Annotated in this window: 18 protein-coding genes and 1 pseudogene; 1 reads left to right on the top strand and 18 read right to left on the bottom strand. The window is 60.0% G+C overall.

Going from position 1 to position 14,929, the window contains the following annotated elements:
- The 15 genes from AC1D0N_RS29665 to AC1D0N_RS29595 all read right to left on the bottom strand — a co-directional run.
- Positions 1–301 (bottom strand): TCP-1/cpn60 chaperonin family protein (locus tag AC1D0N_RS29665; protein ID WP_280954049.1); only part of this gene is annotated, 301 nt, incomplete at its 3' end.
- Between the two features lie 63 nt (positions 302–364).
- Positions 365–661, bottom strand: coding sequence for a co-chaperone GroES (gene groES / locus AC1D0N_RS29660; protein WP_477249924.1), 297 nt, complete (start codon positions 659–661; stop codon positions 365–367).
- A 314-nt stretch (positions 662–975) separates the two neighbouring features.
- Positions 976–2,793, bottom strand: a complete 1,818-nt coding sequence (locus AC1D0N_RS29655; RefSeq protein WP_477249931.1) for a sensor domain-containing phosphodiesterase — start codon at positions 2,791–2,793, stop codon at positions 976–978.
- Positions 2,794–3,328: 535 nt separating this feature from the next.
- The gene (locus AC1D0N_RS29650) at positions 3,329–4,675 is read right to left on the bottom strand and encodes an LLM class flavin-dependent oxidoreductase (RefSeq protein WP_477249922.1); all 1,347 of its coding nucleotides are present in this window, start codon (positions 4,673–4,675) and stop codon (positions 3,329–3,331) included.
- Positions 4,676–4,722: 47 nt separating this feature from the next.
- Complete coding sequence (locus AC1D0N_RS29645; RefSeq protein ID WP_477249920.1) at positions 4,723–5,469, bottom strand: ABC transporter ATP-binding protein; 747 nt, start codon at positions 5,467–5,469, stop codon at positions 4,723–4,725.
- The gene (locus tag AC1D0N_RS29640) at positions 5,445–6,326 is read right to left on the bottom strand and encodes an ABC transporter permease (RefSeq protein ID WP_477249919.1); all 882 of its coding nucleotides are present in this window, start codon (positions 6,324–6,326) and stop codon (positions 5,445–5,447) included. The genes AC1D0N_RS29645 and AC1D0N_RS29640 overlap by 25 nt, the downstream gene beginning before the upstream one ends.
- 31 nt (positions 6,327–6,357) lie before the next feature.
- On the bottom strand, positions 6,358–7,410 hold the full coding sequence (locus tag AC1D0N_RS29635; protein ID WP_477249929.1) for an ABC transporter substrate-binding protein: 1,053 nt from the start codon (positions 7,408–7,410) through the stop codon (positions 6,358–6,360).
- Positions 7,411–7,675: 265 nt separating this feature from the next.
- Entirely contained in the window at positions 7,676–8,077 is a 402-nt protein-coding gene (locus AC1D0N_RS29630) for a hypothetical protein (protein WP_477249917.1), read from the bottom strand.
- A 25-nt stretch (positions 8,078–8,102) separates the two neighbouring features.
- Entirely contained in the window at positions 8,103–8,321 is a 219-nt protein-coding gene (locus tag AC1D0N_RS29625; RefSeq protein WP_477249916.1) for a hypothetical protein, read from the bottom strand.
- A 121-nt stretch (positions 8,322–8,442) separates the two neighbouring features.
- Positions 8,443–8,574 (bottom strand): hypothetical protein, encoded by a 132-nt coding sequence (locus AC1D0N_RS29620; protein ID WP_477249914.1) that lies wholly within the window; start codon positions 8,572–8,574, stop codon positions 8,443–8,445.
- Positions 8,575–8,600: 26 nt separating this feature from the next.
- Positions 8,601–8,969, bottom strand: coding sequence for a hypothetical protein (locus tag AC1D0N_RS29615; RefSeq protein ID WP_477249912.1), 369 nt, complete (start codon positions 8,967–8,969; stop codon positions 8,601–8,603).
- A 51-nt stretch (positions 8,970–9,020) separates the two neighbouring features.
- Positions 9,021–9,581, bottom strand: a complete 561-nt coding sequence (locus AC1D0N_RS29610) for a hypothetical protein (protein ID WP_477249910.1) — start codon at positions 9,579–9,581, stop codon at positions 9,021–9,023.
- Positions 9,582–9,638: 57 nt separating this feature from the next.
- A complete protein-coding gene (locus AC1D0N_RS29605) occupies positions 9,639–9,893 on the bottom strand; it encodes a hypothetical protein (protein ID WP_477249908.1) in 255 nt (84 codons plus the stop codon).
- 154 nt (positions 9,894–10,047) lie between these two features.
- Positions 10,048–10,452 (bottom strand): hypothetical protein, encoded by a 405-nt coding sequence (locus AC1D0N_RS29600; RefSeq protein WP_477249906.1) that lies wholly within the window; start codon positions 10,450–10,452, stop codon positions 10,048–10,050.
- A 27-nt stretch (positions 10,453–10,479) separates the two neighbouring features.
- Positions 10,480–11,175 carry a hypothetical protein gene (locus AC1D0N_RS29595; protein WP_477249905.1) on the bottom strand — a complete coding sequence of 232 codons (696 nt, stop codon included), beginning with the start codon at positions 11,173–11,175 and terminating at the stop codon, positions 10,480–10,482.
- Positions 11,176–11,510: 335 nt separating this feature from the next.
- Here AC1D0N_RS29595 and AC1D0N_RS29590 point away from each other — a divergent pair, with 335 nt between their 5' ends.
- Positions 11,511–12,056 (top strand): recombinase family protein, encoded by a 546-nt coding sequence (locus tag AC1D0N_RS29590; RefSeq protein WP_477249903.1) that lies wholly within the window; start codon positions 11,511–11,513, stop codon positions 12,054–12,056.
- A 19-nt stretch (positions 12,057–12,075) separates the two neighbouring features.
- Here the strand turns inward: AC1D0N_RS29590 and AC1D0N_RS29585 are convergent, their stop codons facing one another.
- The 3 genes and pseudogenes from AC1D0N_RS29585 to AC1D0N_RS29575 all read right to left on the bottom strand — a co-directional run.
- On the bottom strand, positions 12,076–12,429 hold the full coding sequence (locus AC1D0N_RS29585) for a sunset domain-containing protein (RefSeq protein WP_477249901.1): 354 nt from the start codon (positions 12,427–12,429) through the stop codon (positions 12,076–12,078).
- Between the two features lie 71 nt (positions 12,430–12,500).
- Positions 12,501–13,019 (bottom strand): Ros/MucR family transcriptional regulator, encoded by a 519-nt coding sequence (locus AC1D0N_RS29580; RefSeq protein WP_477249900.1) that lies wholly within the window; start codon positions 13,017–13,019, stop codon positions 12,501–12,503.
- Between the two features lie 623 nt (positions 13,020–13,642).
- Positions 13,643–14,791, bottom strand: a pseudogene (locus AC1D0N_RS29575) (IS701 family transposase); the annotation flags it as partial.
- Between the last annotated feature and the right edge of the window lie 138 nt (positions 14,792–14,929).

Genomic DNA, 14,929 nt, shown 5'->3' with positions numbered 1-14,929 from the left:
GGACGATCGACTGCGCCAGAACGGTCGCGGTCGTGGTGCCGTCGCCGGCGATGTCGTTGGTCTTCGAAGCAACTTCGCGGACCATCTGCGCGCCCATGTTCTCGAACTTGTCYTCAAGCTCGATTTCCTTGGCGACGGTGACGCCGTCCTTGGTGATGCGCGGGGCGCCGAACGACTTGTCGATGACGACGTTGCGGCCCTTGGGGCCGAGCGTGACCTTCACCGCGTCGGCGAGGATGTTGACGCCGCGCAGCATGCGCTCRCGGGCGTCGCGGGAGAATTTTACGTCTTTGGCAGCCATGTTTTAGCTCCTGGCAGGGGCTTGGGATCAAGCCCGAAATTCAGTTGACGGTGAGGCCGATAATCAGCCGATGATGCCCATGATGTCGGATTCCTTCATGATCAGAAGGTCTTCGCCATTGAGCTTGACTTCGGTGCCCGACCACTTGCCGAACAGGATGCGGTCGCCTTTCTTGACGTCCAGCGGGACCAGCTTGCCGGCCTCGTCGCGGGCGCCGGAACCGACGGCGATGATCTCGCCTTCCTGCGGCTTTTCCTTTGCCGTATCGGGGATGATGATCCCGCCCTTGGTCTTCTCTTCGGATTCGACCCGGCGAACGACCACGCGGTCATGCAGCGGCCGGAACTTCGACTTTGCCATTTTTGGATGTCCCTGATGCGGATGTTGAATGGTTGTCCGTTGCCGGAGCGTCGTTAGCACTCGCCACTGGCGAGTGCTAACGTGGCGCTGAGATAGGCCGTAGGCTGGTGCTAGTCAAGGCGGAAGAGGGGGGGCGAAGAGCAAATGATTTAGGAATCGGTGCGGAAGCACCGGGACCCTTTACATGAGGAGAAAGCTCTTTCTGTATCTTTGCTGCCAGTGGCTTGTCCCCTTCGGCAGAAAACATCTCCGCCAGCGGCGCCTGCAGCATTTCTGTATCGCCTGTTCAAGCCGCCCCCAGGGAGGGATTTTTGTCAGGCGATCAGATCGATTGGGTTCGCTATCCCGCTCGCTACCCTAGTCTCCTCAGCAGATGGTCGCCCGAACCGCTTCAGCAGGCCTTTCGCTATTTGACGTGGTACCGCTTGCGAAAACAGATACCCCTGACCCAACTGGCATCCGATCTCCGCAAGTAAGACGGCCTGGGCTTCGTTCTCGATGCCTTCGGCGATGACCTGGATGTGGAGCTTGCGAGCGATGCCGACCAAGCCCTCGACGATCGCCAGGCTCGGATCTCCCTGAACAAGGCGATCAATGAAGGATTTGTCGATCTTGACAATGTCGACCGGCACCGTCAGCAGATGGGTGAGCGAAGCGAAGCCGGTTCCGAAATCATCGAGTGCGACACGCAGGCCATGGGCCCGCAACGCCTTGATTTCTCGAGCGACGACCGGATCGCGCTGGCCGAGATAGACCGACTCCGTGACCTCCAAAATGATGTGCTTCAACGGAACGTTCTCGCGGCCGAAGGCGGCTTCGAGACGCGCGTAGAGAGTGCCGCTATGAAAATCGGCTGAGGCAATGTTGATGCCGACATGCTGCAACGGAATACCTTGAACCAGCCACGAGCGCACGTCCGCTGCGACGATCGCCATCATGCGTTCCGTCAGATTCGAAGCGACGCTGACATCGGAGGTTGCCTGGTGAAACGCAGCGGCGGAAACGACCTCGCCATCCGGCTTGCGAAGGCGGCAGAGCGCCTCCATCCCGACGATCGCGCGGGTGTCGAGCCGCAGGATCGGCTGATAGAACGCGTCGATCCGGCCTTCGCGCAAAGCCACGTCAACATCGCGGATCACCTCAATCCGGGTCTTGATTGCGCTGCCGATCCCCGGCGAGTACAGCACGAAGCCGCCTCGCGAAGTTTCCTTCGCGTGGTAGAGCGCGAAATCGGCGTTTTGGCGCACGCTTTTCGCATCGACGTCCCCCGCCGACAGCACTGCGCCGCCGATGGTAGCCTGTGCCAGGATCATGTGCCCGTCGCAGTCGGCGGGCACAGCCATAGTGTCGAGAATATGACGCGCCGTGCTCTCGATGCTAGCGGGTGCTCCGGCTCGCTGAAGGATTACGACAAACTCGTCGCCGCCCATTCGGAACACACGGTCCGGCGCTAGGCTTTCGGCGAGACGTGACGCCACCGCCTGTAGCAAAGCGTCGCCGGCGGCATGGCCGAAGGTGTCGTTGATGGTCTTCAGGTTGTCGAGGTCGATGATCAGGACCGCCCAGGCGCTCGGTTGGCCAAAGGACAGCCGCTCCAGGGCGACGTCCAAACTCGCCCGGTTCGGCAAATTGGTAAGGGCATCGACATAGGCGCCGTGCTCTCGCTCGACGACCCGCCGGTGACGCTCAAGCGCGATGGCGCACAGGGAGGTACACGACGCGACAACCTTCTCCTCGCGCGGGGTGGGGCCGCGTTTCTCCGGAAAGTACAGGGCAAAGGTGCCGAGCACAGCGCCCTCTGCGTCGCGGATCGGGCTCGACCAGCAGGCCTTCAGGCCCAGCGCCAGGACTGGCTCCTTGAAGCCGACCCAGCGCGGGTCGGTCGCGATGTCCTTCACAGCCACGGCTTTTCCGAGATAGGCCGCACTGCCGCAGGAGCCCACCAGCGGGCCGATCATCAGGCCTTCGAGAAGAGCCATAAATTCATTCGGCAAGCTGGAACCTGGGAGGGGATGCAGCAAGCCGTTACCGTCAACGCGCAGAACGGAACATCTGACGTCCGGCAACAGTTTCTCGATCTGGTGGCAAAGACGGTGCGTGGTCGCTTCGAGCGTCTCGCCCCTGGCGATCATTTCGAGAATATTGTTCTGGAGATGCAGCACGTTAACCGCCAATACGTGTGCCTAAATACCCTGTAGCATTCCTGGTGAAATCACCCTGATAAGGCGCAGTGCACAAGATGACAGTGTCAGGTAATTCTTTATAAGTGTTATCTTTCGCCTCTGAAAAACCGGGGCCAGGATTTCGGTAGTCACGAAAGGCCGCGCCTCTTCCACACGCTCTCGCGTCGCTGGGCGGCTTCCGACATCACGCTCCAAAGCGCGTTTTCAAGCGCACTCAAGCTTATGTTTGGACAGGCCCCCGTTTCTTGTCTAGGGACGTCACTTCCTTGCCGTGAATTGCCGCCGGTCTTGTCCGGAGCGACTATATCCGCCTCGTCGAGGTCAAGCCGCAGCAGGTCGCTGAATGGCTAGAAAGGGATGTTGGAATCGCAGTGGCGAAGCATGCGACCCGCCAGGTTCTCTGTCTTGCATTTGGACCCTCCCTGGCTGCCCCGAATTGTCAGTCGCGGGACGCCAACTTGCGTGTGCCCGCTGCGAAAGTACCTCAGGCAGTCGCCTTTTGCGGCTGGCTGAATGAATTTTCCGGGCGGGGCAGACCGAAATGGTCCCTCAGCGTTTCCCCGTCATAGTCGTGCCGGAAAAGTCCGCGCCTGCGCAAGATCGGCACCACCTCGTCGGCGAATACGTCGAACCCGCCCTGCAGATAGGGCGGCATGATATTGAAGCCGTCCGCGGCACCGTTGTCGAACCATTCCTGGATGTTGTCGGCGATCTGTTCGGGTGTTCCGGCCTGGACCCAATGCCCGCGCGCCCCGGCGAGGCGGTGCAGCAATTGGCGGATGGTTGGATTCTCGCGCTCGATGATGTCGAGTACGACGTGGAAGCGGCTGCTCGCGCCGCGCTCGCCCTCGACGCTGATGAGCTCGCGCGGAAATGGCCCGTCCAGGTCATAGTGGGAAAGGTCTGCGTCGACGATGCGGCGTAGCTGGTCAAGAGAATATTCCGGCTGTGTCAGCTCATTGAACTCGTCTTGCAGAGCGCGGGCTTCCGCCTCGGTCGAACCGATGAACGGGCTGATGCCGGGCAACACCTTGACGTGGTCAGGGTTGCGGCCAACCGACTTCACCCGCGCCTTGATGTCGGCATAAAATTCCTGCGCGTTGCCGAGTGTCTGATGGGCGGTGAAGATCGCCTCGGCATAGCGGCTAGCGAACGACCGCCCGTCTTCCGACGAACCCGCCTGGACGTAGACCGGACGCCCCTGCGGCGAGCGCGGAAGCGTGAGCGGTCCCTTCACCCGATGATATTTGCCGATGTGGTTGATTGCGTGGATCTTGTCGGTGTCGGCAAAAATGCCGGACTCCCGGTCCGCGACGAGCGCGTCGTCCTCCCAGCTGTCCCAGAGCTTCGTCACCACGTCAACGAACTCGCCGGCGCGCTCGTAACGGTCTGCATGGGTTGGATGTCGGTCAAACCCGAAATTCAACGCCGCCGACGCATCGCCCGTCGTGACGATGTTCCAACCGGCGCGCCCGCCGCTGAGATGATCGATAGAAGCAAACAGCCGCGCCAGGTTGTAGGGCTCGTTGTAGGTGGTCGAGGCGGTCGCGATGAAGCCGATTCTCTCCGTCACGGCGGCGAGCGCCGAAATCCATGTCAGCGGCTCCAGCCTGAAGCGGCTTGCGTAGCGGATGTTGTCGGCGAGCGCGGGGCCATCGGCAAAGAACAGCGCGTCGAATTTGCTCGCCTCGGCCTTTTTCGCCAGTTCCTGATAATAGGCGATGTCCAGCACTCTTTCAGGCGCGGAATCCTTGTAGCGCCAGCCGGCTTCATGATGGCCGCCAGGATAGATGAAAAGGTTGAGGTTCAACTGTCGTGATACGGCGGGCATATGTTAGTCCTCCTGGGGGTGACGCAGAGCGACAAGTCTTTGGCTGCTCAGACGGGCAGCGCAGGCTTTGTCTCGACGCCAAGATGACGCAGAAGTTCGGATCGGATCTCGCCGAACCGGCGATGGCCATGATCGCGTGGCCTGGGGATATCGATTGCGATGTCGGCGGCGATCGCGCCATTGTCGAGCACCAAAACCCGGTCCGCCAGCGTCACAGCCTCGTCCACATCATGGGTGACCAGCAGCACCGCCGGCTGGTGACGGGCGCAGAGCTGGCGCAGCAGATCGTGCATGCGCAGGCGGGTCAGCGCGTCGAGTGCGCCGAACGGCTCGTCCGCCAGCAGCAGGTCAGGATCACGAACTAGCGACCGCGCCAAGGCCACGCGCTGCTGCTCGCCACCAGAGAGTTCGACCGGCCATGCGGTCTCGCGGCCGCTCAAGCCAACCTCTTCGAGAGCTACCCGTCCGCGTTCGGCGGCGTCCGGCAGGTCGAGGCCAAGAACCACGTTCTCCAGCACGCGTTTCCACGGCAATAATCGGGCATCCTGGAACACCACCGATTTCTTGTCGGGCGTATCGAGCCGGCCGGATCCGGCGACCGTGTCATCGAGATCGGCAAGAGCGCGCAACAATGTACTCTTGCCCGACCCGCTACGGCCGAGAAGGGCCACGAACTCCCCCTTGTCGATGTCGAGGCTGAGGCCGTCGAGAATGGTTCGCGGGCCGAAACTCCTTACGAGGTTTTCGACCCGCACCACGGGCGCGCCGCTCAATCCGCCAAGGTGCGACGCCATGACAGCGACCTTTCCTGGAAGAAGCGGACGATGCCGTCGCAGCCGAGCCCGAGCAAGGCGTAGACGACGAGGCCGACGATGACGACGTCGGTCTGGCCATAGTTGCGCGCCAGATCGATCATGTAGCCGATGCCGCTGGTGGCATTGACCTGCTCGACCACCACCAGAGACAGCCAGGCGTAGGTCACCGCCAAACGCAGGCCCAGGAAGAAGCCGGGAAGGGCGCCGGGCAGGATGACCTGGCGGATGAATTCGCCGTAGCCCATTCGCAAGGTCTGGGCCAGTTCGACATAACGGTTGTCGATGCCTCGCAAGCTGCTGTGGGTCTGGATATAGATTGGGATCAGCACAGCCAGCGCGATGGCCGTCACCTTCATGCCTTCGCCGATGCCGAACCACAGCATCAGCAGCGGGATCAGGGCGAGCGTCGGTATCGCCCGCTTGATCTGAACCGGGCCGTCGATGATCGCCTCGCCAAGCCGCGACAACCCTGAAATCAGAGCAAGCACGGTCCCGATCAGGATCCCGAACACCAGCCCCTGTGCTGCCCGCCAGGCAGACGTCATCAAATGATCCTGAAGCTTGCCCTCGGCGATAAGATCTATGGCGGTGCCGACAACCGACCAAGGCGCCGGCAGCGTTCTTGGATCGATCAGGCCGGCGATACTGCCGATGGACCAGATCGCGAGAAGCAGTGCAGGCCCGATCAGCGCGCCAAACGGGATCGCTCGCCCAAGGGCCAGGCGCCGCCTCGTCCTGGTCTTACGGGCCTGTACAGCGGGCGGAAACAATCCCCTTTCATCCGATGCGTATGGAATGGGAAGTGCAACTGCCGCGGTGTGGGAAAATGCGTTCATCTGCGTCGTCTCCAGTTTGGGGTAGCAGATGTCAGGACGCGTTCAGCGCACTTGCGGCGATCGTCTCGAAGCGCCTGTCGAAAAGATCCTCGGCCTTGATCGTGGGCCTGTTCAGTTCCTTGGCCAGGAGGTCGATCGTCGCCTGCTGGCGCGCGATCACATCGTTCCAGTCGGAAGGAATGTCGAACTGTCCGTCGGCGTCGACGAGATACTGGCCATCATCTGCATTGAGGCCCTGGGTGGCGACGTAGTAGCCCTCGACCCACTCTTTGGGATGTTCCTGCACCCATCGGGTCGCAAGTGCCCAGTAGCGCACATATTCGCCGAGAGCGGCAGCTTTGGCCGGGTCGTCAAGCACGGCCTGTGGGGCATAGAGATGGGCTGGATCGTCGCGCAAGCCATGCGGGATGGTGGTAGCGCCGTCGGCACCATACTGGTGCAGATAGTGCTTGATGAGGACGCCCCAGATCGGCGCGACGTCGACCTGTTTGCCGGCGAGCGCCACCGGATAGGCGTCGCCTTTGCTCGGCAGTTCGATGAGATTGACATCCTCCTTTTTGAGCCCGGCGGCCTGCAGGACCCTCAGCACCAATGCGCCTTGCGCCTGGCCGGGGCTGAACGCAATCCGTTTGCCGCGTAAGTCCGCGAGCGTCTTGACATCGACGCCCGGTGCAATCCCGAGTTGATAAATTGGGTGCGCTACAGGATCCTTGCGGAACTTCGCGGCAATGATCTTGACCTTGAGCCCTGTCCAGGTCGCGTGGATGGGCGGAATGTCGGCGACCGACCCGACGTCCAGCGCATCGGCGCGAAACGCTTCAATTGTCTGGGGACCGCCGCTGATATTGGCCCACTCCACCTTGAACGGCAGTTTGTCGATCAGGCCCGAGAGTTCCAGTGCCCGTTGCGTTTCGGGATCGCCGATGCGAAGCACCGTGCCCTCCGGGATTTTGGTCGGCAGCTTACCCGCGCCCGGACTGCCCGCGAGGGCGCCCAAAGGGGCGAAAGAAGCGACAAAGGAAATCGCAAAAGCGGCTACGAAGGCGCCAAACCTCCTTCTCGAAAACCTCTCCACAGCTAGCATCATCGTCTCGCTCCAATCTTGGAAATGGCTCCTACTTACGCTGTTTACTATGTCTATCAATTATGTAGACGATAAAGCATCGGATGCTGTTCTTGGCCGCCCGAGGGAAACGCTGTTCGCCTCCGATGCTGATTTGGGGCATGTGACGCCCAATCGACGCGGGAGGGGCCGACGCAAGTCAGCCGCTGCTCAGAGAAAACAGGAGGAAGGCGTCGCCGCCTGTCAGGAAGAACGAAGCGGTCGGTAATTGGAAAAAAGACTTATGTCAGTTTCCTGGCGGGGACTGGCGGCCGCAGATGGTGACGATCGCGGTACTGCCCCATACGGCACGAGGCGAGAAGGTAATGGAGTAGTCGCGGCTGCTGGTCGCCGGTCCGAACCAGAAATAGGGTGAAGGGCTTGTCCACGCCGGCAAATCCATTGCCGGTGTCCGGTCCTCATCGGCGGCCGGTGTCGGCATGCCGTCCCGGCCAATGGTGATCATGGACACGCCGATATAGCTCCCGGCCTTGAAGCGGCCGACGAATTCGACGGCGTCGCCAATGTAGCGAAAGCAGCCGTCGCTTTGGCCGAGCTTGAATCGCTGGCTAGGAACGGGTTGAGAAGGCTCCTCCTGGGCGCTGGCTTGCGCCGGCAGGAAGGTGCCCGCCGCCAAGGTGAAGGCCACTACATGCCTGAAATCCATGACAACCTTATTGCACCGCATCTGACCTCGGCCGCACACCAGTCGCCATGTATTCTACGAACTGGAGGGCGGCCATGAGCGTGTTCACATCGTTCACGTAGGACGCGTCGTCTTCAATCTCGTCAAAGATCGGAACCAGCTTGTGAGCGATAGCGGCTTGCTTATCCGGCAAGCCGCCTATCTGGCGCAGAAGTGCTGCCCTGGCTTCATCGCGAGTCAAAATCATTCAACTCCCGCTCCTGGCGCACTCGGATACGCTCACCTGGCTTTCCCCGCCAGGAGCGTCATCGCCCCCAAGACAGCGCCGACGACAAGCCCAACCACCGCATAAATTGCAATGTGGCTCACTATGGCTGACTGAAGGTGGCGTCGGGGTCAGCGGTCGCCAGCATCGACAATGCAGGTTGTGGTTTCGTCAGAAACCCGACGCCGGCCCCGACCAGAGCGCCTACAATGCCAAGGCCTATGGCTTTGTTCATGAAATCTCTCCTCAGCAGATGTGGACTTATGGTTTGAAGACAATCTTGTGGCGAAGGGTATCGCTCGGCACGTACCAGGATGCCTGAATGTCGTAGCAGACTGCGGCGGCTCCCCTGTTGGCGATGTCGCCAGGGAGGTCGATATCCCTAACGTGCCGGTATTTCCCCTCGTTCTTAAGTTGATCGACGGTGAAGCCTCCGGCGGCGAAATAGGCTGCGAGCTTGGCATGGTCCACGGCGAGGCCTGGGCAGTTAGCCTCGGCATATTCGGTGATAGCCAAGGTTGCCGCCGCTTCGCCCAACTTTGGAGGTTGGGCGTGAGCAGCGGTGACCCCGGTCGCCGCCACCAGGACGGCGAACGCGAGGGCGGCCAGTCTAACATTGTGCTTGGTCATGGGGATTCTCCGATGGTGTTGGGTCAGCTCGACAAGGAGCTCGGAAATGCTTCAGAGCCGGGTCAATTGCATCGCATACTCGCACCCGGTGACCCGCAAGCTGGAGCCGTTGAGCTGGTAGTCACACATCGCGGACGAAACGCCGATCATACCGGGGTCGGGCTCGAGTTTCAGGCGATTGCCCGCATAGGTGCTCCATTTCCAGATTGCTTGCTGGCCGTGAATAACGATGACAGCAGTGCCGTCGCCAAGAAACTCGACCGTGTTGCCGCTCGGATCCCTGTATTTGCCCTCGAAGCTGGCGACGGATGGCATGACAGAGTTGAAGTTTGGCGGTCGGATCAGGCCAAACCCGATACCGAGGATCACACTGACCACAGATAAGGCCACGGCTGCGAAAGCTTGGTGGCGGGCCAGGGCGCGTTCTTCGGGGCCGGCKCCTGGCGCGAGCCCGCTCCTGTAGGTCCGATAGGCGACATAGGCGAAGAAGACGGCGGGGAGAAAACGAATGCCGAACAGGCTGATATTGTAGGAATTCGGAACAAAGAAGGGAAAAAAGACCAGCGCGGCGATGCCCCACGCGATGGTCGGAATCTTGATTGTGTTTTGCATGGCGGTAACCTCGGGAGAAGGGGTTGGAAGCGAACGGGGCAGACATGCGACAGCGCGTCATTGCTTGACGAGCGTGATACTCCGGCCGACATCATCCCAACCGTAAAGGCATGTCGGCGGCTCGATGGTCAGCGAGGTGCCGGCGATCGTCGCCTTGCACCGTCTCGAAAATCCAGCCGGATAGGCGATCTGGAGCTCGCCGCTCTGGAGAAACGTCCAATCGGCCCTGGAGGTAGAGGCGTTGCTATTGAGGAAGAACACGTCCCCGCCCATTTTGAATTCCGCGAAAAGCCGGCGCTGGCTTCGGGTCAAGGTAGGGCTCTCCCACCGTCCAACGATTCCGATTTTCGGATCGGCGGCCAGCGGATTGCAAGCGGACAGGATCCCTGCCGCCAAGAGTGGCAATGCTGCGCTACGTCTCAAAGGGAGCACCTATTTTGGGGGGAGCAAGGGCTTCAGCGGACGCTTATCGCTTCTCCAACATGGCGTTGTAGAAATCGCCTTCAAAGCCCTTTCCCTCGGCCTGGGCCTTGATCCAGTCGCAATCCATGCCCTGTCCCATGCAGATCACCGCGCCATAGTTCGGCCAGTTGATGGAGCGGGCGATGTCACGAGGCCGGTCGCCTTGGTTGTAGCCTTGGAAGTCGAATTTGAAATTTTTGGCTTTCAACTGGCCGGTGATGGTGTCGATGGTGTTGTTGGCCCAAGCCTCCTTGTTGTGCAGAATGAGGATTTGACTGGGGTTCGCCTGCTTGGTCACCTGATCGACAAAACCAACGATGTCTTTGGCCGCGCTGGGCAACGCCAACACGGAGAGGCTGGCGGCGACAGCCGCGGCACGTAGAGTCAGGGCGCACGAAATCATGTTCACGATCGTCCTCGTTTGTTGTGGGGATGTTTAGAGCTTGGGTGCGGTGGCGTGGCCGTCGCGGACTTTCTTGGCGGCGTCCTCGACCGACTTCTGGAATTTGGCTACCTGGTCCCGGTCAGCGTCGACCGCGGCGTCGTCGACCAGCAGGTAGGCAACACCCTTCACATGGTCGCTTTCGGTTTCCAAGCTGATCGCCATCTGCCTGTCATGGACACCCTTTTTGACGAGCTGGCCTGTGCTCCAAAACCACTGCATTTGGGTCTTGCCGTCGACGCTGGGTGGTCCGTATTTCTGGATAATGGCCGCACGAAGCGTCTCTACCAGCGGGCCCATACCTCCCTTGTACGTGACGAAGCGCCGGACATCCGTTGAGTGCTGGCCTGTCAGGGGAGAGGAGAATTCGACCCTCACGCTTTGGTCGGCGGTGGCGTCCTGTGGCCCGGTCCAGACGATGTTGGTGAAGTATCGGTTCGGACCGGATGCGACAATCTCGACGCGGTTATAGTCTTCCTCCAGCAGGAAGCGATTTGACGGAGTTTCGTTTGAGAAATTCTGTTCGGTCAGTGTCTTGCGGATGTCGTCGATCGTCTGGTCGAGACCTATTCCGAGGAAGTCAGCAGCTTGGCCATTGGGCCTGAACAATTGTGACGGAAGGCTTACGGCCGGCACCGTAACATCGAGGGAAAGCTTCTCTTGGGCGATGGCTGGCGCGGCCGAAACCATCAGCGCAAACGCGAGCGGGAAAATTCGGGATCGTTTCCGGACTGCCCTAGGGCCCTCGTGACGCCCCGGAATCGCCACGGCGAAGGGCAAGGTTGCGCTACGTCTCAAAGGTGCACCTGTTAGGAGGAGGAGGAGGCTGGAGAGACGGCAGATTTATGCAGAAATCACGACTTTTGCGCGCGCCTGCGCGTGGCGGTAGCGCTGCGCGCGCACTGACTTTCTGCACATATTTTAAGCAAAATACCTATCAGATAAGCTCAAAAAAAGGCAAATATTACTCCTGACGACTCTTGCAAAAGTCGTGATTTTTGGAGCAACGGAGGAGGCATGGGTGAATGAAATACGGCTATGCGCGGGTATCGACCGAAGCGCAGGACTTGGCCGCCCAGATCGAGCGCCTGCAGACGGCTGGCTGCGAGAAGATTTTCTTTGAAAAGCGTAGCGGCAAGGATGCCGACCGCCCTCAATTGCAGCGATTATTAAGATCCCTGAAGTCAGGCGACGTGGTCTATGCCGTCGTCAGCGACCGCATGGCGCGGGACCCCTTTGATATGCTGAACATCCTCAGGACCGTGACATCGGCCGGCGCCGGGCTGCGGCTGCTGGATGAGCCCTTTATCGATACCACGTCGGAGATGTCGGACCTGGTCCTTTTCCTTGTCGGATGGGCCGCCAAATGGCAACGGCGCAGGATCCTCGAAAACACATCGAATGGGCGCGCTCGCGCCAAGGCCATGGGCGTAAAGTTCGGCCGCAAGCCCAAGCTCTCACAAGAGCAGCGGCGAGAGGCGTTGGCGCGGCTGGCGGCCGGGGAGGCGAGGGGTGAGGTTGCCCATAGCTACAATGTCAGCAACAGCACGATTTCGCGGCTACATCCGTAAAAGGATATTGCAGGCTTCTTCATACCTTGGCCTTTCGCCAACCGGCCCACCATGCTTCCCATTCTGAGCAGAACCATCGCTCGCCACGCGCAGGGTTTATCCGGGTCGCCAGGTAATATTCCTGGCCCGGCACGTGATAAATATGCTCGCCACGCTCGTTAATGTTGCCCTTGATGTCACAACCTAGCTTGCGCTCTATGCTCGATGATGTGCCATAAGAGTGAACAGTTGGGAGCCGCGGCCGGTTGTCAGCCGCGACAAAGGCTGCAGACGAGATCGCAAGCAGTGCAACAACGATTGCAAAGCGGGCTTTGAGAACCGCGCGCCACCATGGTGTGCGCCGTTTGCGCCATGGCTGAACCGCATTCCCCATCGCCATCTCTCCCGAGGGGAGGATGCGTCTCTCAAAGCCAAAAGTCCAGAAGCCGCAAGCGAGCGGAGACTTCACCCTGCCGTGTTGACGGCCGGCTTGCGTCCGAGACCAGCGGACTTCGCAAGGAGGGACCGCCGAGCGGCATAATTGGGTGCCACCATCGGGTAGTCAGGGGCGAGTCCCCATCTTGCTCTGTAATCCTCGGGTGTCAGGCCGTAATTGGCTCGGAGATGCCGTTTAAGAGACTTGAATTTTTTTCCGTCCTCCAAGCAGATGATATAGTCGGGAAACACGGACCGCTTGCGATTGACCGCCGGAACGAGCTCAGATTCTGCTGGGGCAGGTGGTTGCACAATGCCTCTCAACGCGGAATTGACGCTAGAGATCAAGTCCGGAAGGTCGGCAACGGGGGTCGCATTCTTCTGGACGTAGGCTGCCACAATATCTGCCGTAAGGGCCAGCAGGTCCACGCCTGGCTGTTCGGTATTCTCCTCATCCACGTTTATGTGCTCGGTATTCTCCTCATTCACGCCTGTCTGATCAGTATTGTTGTCTTCTGCGCTCGTGCGTTCGGTATTGACTTCGGTCATAGGCATATTCCTTGCTTTCTGTAAGCCTTCCTATTCGAGAACTGTTGACGGTCAACTTGCGCTGCGCAAATTGAAATCGTCTTCTCTGAAGGCGTTAACTGCATTTTTCCACTGGGTCTCATTGTAGCCATCGAAAGGGATGACGTCTTGTCGGCTTCGAGTACTGATGATTTAGTGTCGCGCCTAACCTCTCCATCGAAGATTGCGTGCTTGTCCAAGTAAGAGCAGGGCCCAGATCGGCGGGCTGTTTTGTTCGCTCCTGTCCCCGGGATCCGCTTGGGTGCGCGCTTGCTCAGGTCGGATGGCTCGATCTGACGTACAGACACCGATGATGGCATTTTGTCGCATACCACCTCTTCATTTCTCCCAATCCAAGCGAATCCCGCGGCCTTGTCGGCCCTGGTTCGGAAGTCGGGAGCATTCGTTTTCACGGACAATTTCATGATGAGAACCTCACGCTACTATTGCGTTTTGCGCGGCAAGGGCTTGCGGCCACATTCGCCGGATTGATCTTGCCATGGGAGAATGGCTGCGGCGCCGAGCGATCCCGGTTTCGGCTTCCTGAAGGTCCTCGGCAAGCGTTCGAGCTGGCAACTAGTCCCCTTGAGGTCACTGACCACTCCCGGGGGCTGATGGCTCGCCCTGAGACGCACGGTCGACACCATCGCGAAGGCGAGCATGACCAGCGAGACGTGGCGATGCCACCCGTGCCAGGAACGGGTTTCGTTATGGTCGAGGCCCAGTTCGTTCTTCGCCGCGCGAAGGCCTTCCTCGACAATCCTGCAACATTGCTCGACTGCAATCAGCGTTTCGATCTCGGTGCCCGCAGGAGACCATGTTGAAAAGTAGCAAAGAGCCTTGTTCGCATCGCGTCGGATCAAGAGCCCTGGGGTCCAGAGCCCGGTGCGGGTTTTGTCGTATTCCGCGACGTCCAAGTCTTTGAACGGGCAGTAAGCCCAGGATTCAGAGCCCCGGAGGGCCTCTCTTGGGGGCAAGCTCCGCCAAACGGAGGGGGCGAGGTTCCGTGCGACATCTTCGGCCGTCCCTCCTTCCGGGAAAGAGCGATTTCGGAAAGCGAAATGATGGTTTGCGCTAACGGCGAGCACGTATCCCTTGCACCAGCGTCGCAGGGCCATCTCGATGTCGACGCCAGTGTAGACCCGGTCAACGGCTACCCAGCTGAAGGGTACGTCGGCTGCGACGATGCGCGCGATCATATCAAGAGCCAGGCGGGACTTTGTCGCGAAAGTCGTGCCCGCAGGCACGTGGGCCCGCGCCAGGCGGGCAGAGTCTTCCGTCCAGGCCCTCGGGAGATACAGTACGCGATCAACGAAAGCATGCCCGTGCCTCGATGCATAGGCGGCGAACACGCCGATCTGGCAGTTGGCCATCTTGCCCGTCGAGGCATTGACCTGGCGCGCTACCCCACAGGACGTCTTGCCTTGCTTGACGAAACCCATCTCATCGATCACGAGGACCGCTTCGGCGTCGGCTAGCGTTTCGAGTGCATAGTCGCGCACGATGTCGCGCAGTGCGTCTGCGTCCCACCTGCCCCTTCCGAGAATGGCCTGTTGGCGCCACGGCCCCGGGTCCCCCGCAGCCTCGGCGCGCATCCACCCGGTTTTGCGATGCGCGTCCCGGAGCAGGCCTTCAAGGAACAGGCCGGCCGAGACAGCCACGCGTTCCTGAGGGAAAAGCCCCCTGATGCGAGACTTCACCTCGCGTAGTGACGAGGCCCACATCTCCAATGTCATTTCAATCGATTCAACCATTATCAATAACCCCCCTTTGGCCGCCCGGCACGGAATCGAAAAAAATAACTAATTCATGTGTGAAACGCAATTGTAATACTAGCCTCTTTCTCCATTGTTTTTTACCGATAACAGTAATGCCGTGGTGACAATTTGGGC

This window comes from Mesorhizobium sp. P2_E10 (assembly GCF_056404235.1).
The sequence above is the reverse complement of the archived record's forward strand: the minus strand, read 5'-3'. Positions and strand labels throughout refer to the sequence as shown.

Excerpts from the sequence above, each read along its gene's own strand:
- AC1D0N_RS29635 (WP_477249929.1), bottom strand. The coding sequence starts at position 7,410 with ATGCTAGCTGTGGAGAGGTTTTCGAGAAGGAGGTTTGGCGCCTTCGTA.
- AC1D0N_RS29585 (WP_477249901.1), bottom strand. The coding sequence starts at position 12,429 with ATGGGGAATGCGGTTCAGCCATGGCGCAAACGGCGCACACCATGGTGG.
- AC1D0N_RS29615 (WP_477249912.1), bottom strand. The coding sequence starts at position 8,969 with ATGACCAAGCACAATGTTAGACTGGCCGCCCTCGCGTTCGCCGTCCTG.
- AC1D0N_RS29655 (WP_477249931.1), bottom strand. The coding sequence starts at position 2,793 with ATGATCGCCAGGGGCGAGACGCTCGAAGCGACCACGCACCGTCTTTGC.
- AC1D0N_RS29645 (WP_477249920.1), bottom strand. The coding sequence starts at position 5,469 with ATGGCGTCGCACCTTGGCGGATTGAGCGGCGCGCCCGTGGTGCGGGTC.
- AC1D0N_RS29650 (WP_477249922.1), bottom strand. The coding sequence starts at position 4,675 with ATGCCCGCCGTATCACGACAGTTGAACCTCAACCTTTTCATCTATCCT.
- AC1D0N_RS29620 (WP_477249914.1), bottom strand. The coding sequence starts at position 8,574 with ATGAACAAAGCCATAGGCCTTGGCATTGTAGGCGCTCTGGTCGGGGCC.
- groES (WP_477249924.1), bottom strand. The coding sequence starts at position 661 with ATGGCAAAGTCGAAGTTCCGGCCGCTGCATGACCGCGTGGTCGTTCGC.
- AC1D0N_RS29595 (WP_477249905.1), bottom strand. The coding sequence starts at position 11,175 with ATGGTTTCGGCCGCGCCAGCCATCGCCCAAGAGAAGCTTTCCCTCGAT.
- AC1D0N_RS29625 (WP_477249916.1), bottom strand. The coding sequence starts at position 8,321 with ATGATTTTGACTCGCGATGAAGCCAGGGCAGCACTTCTGCGCCAGATA.
- AC1D0N_RS29580 (WP_477249900.1), bottom strand. The coding sequence starts at position 13,019 with ATGACCGAAGTCAATACCGAACGCACGAGCGCAGAAGACAACAATACT.
- AC1D0N_RS29640 (WP_477249919.1), bottom strand. The coding sequence starts at position 6,326 with ATGAACGCATTTTCCCACACCGCGGCAGTTGCACTTCCCATTCCATAC.
- AC1D0N_RS29590 (WP_477249903.1), top strand. The coding sequence starts at position 11,511 with ATGAAATACGGCTATGCGCGGGTATCGACCGAAGCGCAGGACTTGGCC.